A 3,695-nucleotide genomic window follows, 5' to 3' on the forward strand; every position below is an offset into this window, starting at 1 on the left:
CCTCCAAATTTTGAGACCCAGTTTGTCGGGTGGCTTCCATCTGCTTTTGGTTCACGTAAGATATAATAATCTTGGTATTTCTTTTCACCTTTGAGCGCTCGTTGGAACCACTCATGTTCAATAGAAGTATGGTTCAAAACCATATCCAACATAATTTCCAACTTATGCTCTTTAGTTACAGCGATGAGTTCCTCAAAATCTTCCATCGTTCCAAATAATGGATCAATTTCTACATAATTAGCGATATCATAGCCATTATCTTTTTGCGGAGAAATGAAGAAGGGGTTGATCCATAACACATCAACACCTAATTCTGCTAGATAAGGAATCTTTTCAATAATTCCTCTTAAATCTCCTACTCCATCTCCATTAGAATCCTTAAAAGATTTTGGGTAAATTTGATACACGACTTTCTCATGAAAGGTACTCATTTTATTCCTACTTTCTAAAAAATTATTTCCCTAATTCAGGTTCTGTAATAGTAACTTGGTCAGATTTATTCAAGATGTTATATTTACGGAATACAATTGTTAAGACAAACGGTACCACTATTGCAATCGCCATACAAAGGAAGAAGATTGGCCAATATTGGTTTTGGATAGATAAGAATCCTGGAATTCCGCCAACACCGATTGAATTTGCTGTCACGTTGAAAGTAGTAGATACTAACCCAGCAAGACCTGAACCGATCATAGCCGCAACAAATGGGTAAATGTATTTAATATTGATTCCGAACATAGCGGGTTCTGTTACACCTAAATAACAAGAGATAGCTGCTGGAATAGAAACTTGTTCTTCTTTTTCATTACCACGATGTAAGAAAATAATCGCTAATACAGCTGAACCTTGAGCAATATTTGATAAAGCGATCATTGGCCATAAGTTTGTTCCTTGGAAGTCAGCAATCAGCTGTAAATCGATCGCATTCGTCATATGGTGCAAACCTGTAATAACCAATGGTGAATATAAGAACCCAAACAAGGCACCAAACAACCAGCTAAATGAGCTTCCTAATCCTGCATAAACGACACTTGAAACCCAGTTTCCTATAACCCAACCAATTGGTCCTAAAACCGTGTGAGCAATCAAAACCGTTGGAACTAAAGCAAAGAATGGTACAAAAATCATTGAAATAGCTTGCGGAACTATTTTACGCAATCCTAGTTCTAAATAAGCTAATACAAATCCGGCTAACATAGCAGGAATAACTTGTGCTTGGTACCCGATCATGTCAATTGTGAAATAACCAAAATCCCAAACTGGAATGTCTGCTGCTGCCGTTCCGGCAACTGCATATGCATTCAATAATTGAGGTGACACTAGTGTGATCCCTAAAACGATTCCTAAAATTTGAGTGGTTCCCATTTTCTTAGCAACACTCCACGTGATACCTACTGGTAAGAAGTGGAAAATAGCTTCACCGATCAGCCATAAGAAAGAGTTGACTCCACTCCAAAACTGACTGACATTAACGATTGTATTGTAAACTGGTTCTCCAGCACTGTTGACTTGTGCTACACCATCTACCATCAATTGACCAAGAGATTCCATTGGAATGGCTTCCAAAATATTTCGGAATCCTAAAATCAACCCTCCGACAATAATTGCTGGAATAATAGGTGAGAAGATCTCTGCTAAAACGGACATAGCACGTTGTACAGGATTTTGATTTTGTTTACTTGCTGCTTTTACTTCGTCTTTCGATACGCCTTCTTTGCCGGAAATTTTAGAAAATTCATTATAAAATGTGGCAACATCATTACCAATAATAACTTGATACTGTCCGGCTTGAGTAAACGTACCTTTAACTGCTGGAATATCTTCTATCTTTTTGCTGTCTGCTTTTGCAGGATCATTTAATACGAAACGCATGCGGGTAGCACAGTGACTGACTGCAGAAATATTATCAGGGCCTCCGACGTCTTCCAATAGCTGTTTTGCATCTTGCTTGTAATCTGCCATTTTTTTTCCTCCTAAGAAAAAGTTATAAGTGCAACTTGTATATACAAGTACAATGTAACCTTTTTCTTTTATAAATGCAAGCGTTTTATCTTCCGTTTTTTCTACTAATTGATTTTTATAAAAACAAACGCTTTTTAAGCAAGAAAAAGAACTGGTATAAGAATCATAACATTCTTATACCAGTCCTTACCTTAGCTATTTAATTACTAATATTATTTAACAATACTATAATAAACTTTTGAAGTTACTTGATAAATGATGCCATAGATTACACTATAGCCAACAATTACACCTGCAAAACACCAAAAGACTAATGGCGTATCCACTACATTAAAAAGAAGCAACATTTTTTGAATAATCGGGAAGGCAAACGCAACATGAATCACTGCAATTACCAAAGGCAATAAGAACATCCAAATAATTTGTAAACGAGTCGTTTTACGAATCGTGTGTTTATCTAATCCCACTTTCTGCATGATCTGGAATTTTTCTCGATCGTCATAGCCTTCTGAAACTTGTTTAAAGTATGTGATTAAAGCTGCTCCAAAGACAAACAACAATCCAAGGAAAATGCCTAAGAATAAAAAGCCGCCATTCATATTATATAATTCATCACTGAAGAGTTCTTTTGACTCATAAAATGACCCGTCTTTACTGTTTAGTATTTCATCTAGTTTCTTAGAATAGCTTTTTTTCTGTTCTTGGGTCCCAGTCGTATTCCAAGAAATCATCGCTTCCGTAGTAAAAGGATATTCATTTTCTGATAACTGATCTTCGTAATCAATAATAGACTGACGAACCTCATTTGATTGGACGATAATAAACTCAGGTGATTTCACCTCTTCATCAATTTTGATAGGACTTTTATTTATTGACTCAATCTGATAAGTTGTATCTCCTATGAGCAATGTAGTCAAGTCATCGCTATTTTTTAAGTTGTAAACCAACATTTCATCAGAGTCTAAATCAATTGATTGGTTTGTCATTTGTTCATAATCTTCTTGTACCAGTATATTGACAAAAAATGTTTCTTTTGCAGAATAATTAACTTTATCACCAACAATCAATTCATTATCCTCTAATTGTGTAGCTAAAGAATAAGAGGAGTAACTTTCTGTACCGGTTACTTCTAAACCTAATTTTTCTGTTTCTTTTTGTATCTCTTGCAATTCTTCTTCTTTATTGACATCTGTAAAATATGTTATTTTATTTTCATAAGGATATAAGCGATCTAAAGTTCCTTGTATTCCAATAAAGACAGCTAATGTAGTCGATACTACAACGATGACCATCGTTGCTAAGATAGTAATATTAGCTAATCCAGTGGCATTTTGTTTCATGCGATAAAGCATACCAGAGATTGAAATAAATGGACTTGGACGGTAATACAATTTCTTATTTTTCTTCAATGCTTTCAGGATAAATATTGATCCGGAAATGAATAAAAAATACGTACCTGCAATAACCAAAAGGACTGCAAGTAAAAAGTAAATCATTGCATTCAATGGGTCATTAATCGTTACAGACAGATAATAACCTGATCCAATCAATAATAAAGATAGAATAAAAAGGGTAATAGAACTTTTGGGTTCCCGTTCTCCTGTTTGTTTTCCTTTGATCAATTGAATTGGGTTAGAAAACGTTACTTGAGTGATATTATAGATCAACGTCACCAAAAAGATGAGAACAAATAATCCAATCGTGATCATTACAGCATTCAATGTGAAAGGAAA

Annotated in this window: 3 protein-coding genes; all 3 read right to left on the reverse strand. The window is 34.9% G+C overall.

Annotated features, from left to right (window positions below; all coding sequences use genetic code 11):
- Positions 1-431, reverse strand: a 431-nt coding sequence (locus tag ABS911_RS13660) for an alpha-amylase family glycosyl hydrolase (RefSeq protein WP_350468020.1), incomplete at its 3' end; no start/stop codon positions are given.
- Between the two features lie 22 nt (positions 432-453).
- Complete coding sequence (treP, locus tag ABS911_RS13665) at positions 454-1,962, reverse strand: PTS system trehalose-specific EIIBC component (RefSeq protein ID WP_350468021.1); 1,509 nt, start codon at positions 1,960-1,962, stop codon at positions 454-456.
- A 212-nt stretch (positions 1,963-2,174) separates the two neighbouring features.
- Positions 2,175-3,695 (reverse strand): FtsX-like permease family protein (locus ABS911_RS13670; protein ID WP_350468022.1); only part of this gene is annotated, 1,521 nt, incomplete at its 5' end.

The sequence above is a fragment of the Carnobacterium sp. genome (assembly GCF_040274425.1).

Bases quoted from the DNA above. Each gene is read 5' to 3' on its own strand.
- treP (WP_350468021.1), bottom strand. From the start codon at position 1,962: ATGGCAGATTACAAGCAAGATGCAAAACAGCTATTGGAAGACGTCGGA.